The organism is Shewanella sp. GutDb-MelDb (assembly GCF_002836075.1).
Classification (GTDB): domain Bacteria; phylum Pseudomonadota; class Gammaproteobacteria; order Enterobacterales; family Shewanellaceae; genus Shewanella.
In genome coordinates this window covers 1-2,055 of record NZ_PJBM01000064.1, presented here as the reverse complement: position 1 = coordinate 2,055, position 2,055 = coordinate 1, and the positions used below count along the sequence as shown (strand labels likewise).

General features: G+C 37.8%; 2 protein-coding genes. Both read right to left on the bottom strand.

Features of this window, described 5'->3' with window-relative positions; translation table 11 throughout:
• Window positions 1-203: 203 nt before the first annotated feature.
• Window positions 204-1,031 (bottom strand): leucine-rich repeat domain-containing protein, encoded by an 828-nt coding sequence (locus CXF82_RS01280; protein ID WP_101091891.1) that lies wholly within the window; start codon window positions 1,029-1,031, stop codon window positions 204-206.
• Between the two features lie 67 nt (window positions 1,032-1,098).
• Window positions 1,099-2,019, bottom strand: a complete 921-nt coding sequence (locus tag CXF82_RS01275) for a hypothetical protein (RefSeq protein WP_145991633.1) — start codon at window positions 2,017-2,019, stop codon at window positions 1,099-1,101.
• Between the last annotated feature and the right edge of the window lie 36 nt (window positions 2,020-2,055).

Below are 2,055 nucleotides of genomic sequence, written 5' to 3'. Positions count from 1 at the left end.
GAATTAGTTAGACCCAAAGCTCTAATGTTGGCGACTAGCATTAAAAAGTAATGTCTTAATTTTCGAAAGACGATATCAATCTAATTTTTAATGGCTGTAAGGCGTTAACGCTTTTCATAGCGAGGCCCCATTACCTCGCTATAATATTTTCTCAAAAGCCAAGTACTTTGATAGAAACATTTAATAAACTTGGGCTAGCATAATTAATATCGTAAAACATCCATCCAATCAATCGTAGCCAAGTAATCAAGTGTATCTTTATCAAGTGGGTTGTTCGTGATATTAACGTTTGTCAACTTAGGGTTATTATAAAATCGAATGCTTTCGATGTTATTATCCTTGGCACCGAGCACTATGAGCTCTTGATTATATGAAACATCTAAAGTACTTATCCCGGTGTTATAAATAGTTAACGCTGTTAAATCTTGCAGATTGGACAGGTCAATATTGGTAATGGGGTTACCCGTTAAGGTCAAATCGCGAATGCTTCGAGCATTGCTCAGATCAATGTTTTCAATTAAATTATTTTCAACGTTTAAATATCTGACATCAGTACCATCGAGTTTAAGCGCTTTAATATGATTGTTATTTAAAAAAGCATGATCAAGCTTAGGTAAGTTTGAGAGATTAATTTCCTCTACGGCATTTTCGTAGACATACATTGCAGTTAACTCTAAATTCTGTGATACATCGACAGATTTTAAGTAAGGATTCTTGCCTATATTGATATAATCCAATTTAGGATTACCGCTGAGGTCTAACTCCTTAAGTGCAGTATAACTAAGATACAACCGACTTAGATTTTCGAACTGTTCAATTCCAGCAATAGAATCTATGCCATTACGGCTGCAACTTAACTTAGTCACCTCTTCCGCACTTGTCCAACCATATTCTTCAACCCAGCTAATCAAACACTGTTTCATGGCTGGGTGTTCAAAATACAGATCGTCATACCATTCTTTGGCTGTATCATCAGATGAATTACAGCCCATCATAAAGAGGGTAATAAATAAAAATAAATATTTTTTCATAAAATTAATTCCCACAGGGGCGCTACAGATATAGCGCCTCGCTTAGCGATATATTGTTATATAGGATTTAGTTATAGATGTGCTGCAAATTATCAATCACACTCTGATAATCTTCGCCTTTAAGGATATTAAGGTAGTTAGTGGTAAGGCTGTTTACTTTATTGTTAGCCATGCTGCTATTGGTACCGCCGTGGTCTTGATATCGATAGCGATAGCTCGACCCATCTAGATTATCAGTCACTGTATAGTCATAACAACTTGAGGGTGTACCATACTTGAGGCTTAAATCTTCTGCTGCTTCACCTAGCACATTACGATTAAGTTGACACTGCGTCGTTTTATATGATGTTAAATATACATTTTCAGCAATCTTTTTATCGCTTGCTGCCCCCATCGCTTCAACATAAGTGGCCATTTGCGTGCCTGCGCTTTCTATGAAAGTAATACTGTTTTCTTTGAAGTGAACCCTATCAGCCAATATGGCGTAACGAAACGCAGCCGCAGCCGAGTAATGCACTGTGATGTCGGTATAGTAAGGTTTAGAGGTGTTGAAGGCGGGTGATGCATAAAGTTTATTAGACTCACTTTCCATGTTCGCTAACGTGTCTAAATCACGAATGCCCTCACTATCTAGCCGATCACTGTAGGCCTTCATGCTGTATTCTAACGCTCTTAAATCTCGAATCATGTCTTCTTTTGCTGCATTATCAAATGCACTTTGTACTATGTCTTCAATCTGCTGCAGGCTTTCTTCAGATAGGTTGACATAGTCCGGTGAACTAGGGCCAAAAATTGCATCTTGCAATGCAGATTTAACCCCACCTTTAATTGCAGAGCTAGCACCAGCCATCACCTGACCAGCAACCCACCCATAGGTAAGAACAAAACGAGGGCTTGCTTCTTCAACTTGTAAATTACCCTCATTATTCGCCGAAACAGAACTAGCACTTATTATGCTAGCAAGGGCTACGATTGTTTTACATTTCATATTATTTAAATCCATTTAATTAATGAATCTGCAAAC

Bases quoted from the DNA above. Each gene is read 5' to 3' on its own strand.
- CXF82_RS01280 (WP_101091891.1), bottom strand. From the start codon at position 1,031: ATGAAAAAATATTTATTTTTATTTATTACCCTCTTTATGATGGGCTGT.
- CXF82_RS01275 (WP_145991633.1), bottom strand. From the start codon at position 2,019: ATGAAATGTAAAACAATCGTAGCCCTTGCTAGCATAATAAGTGCTAGT.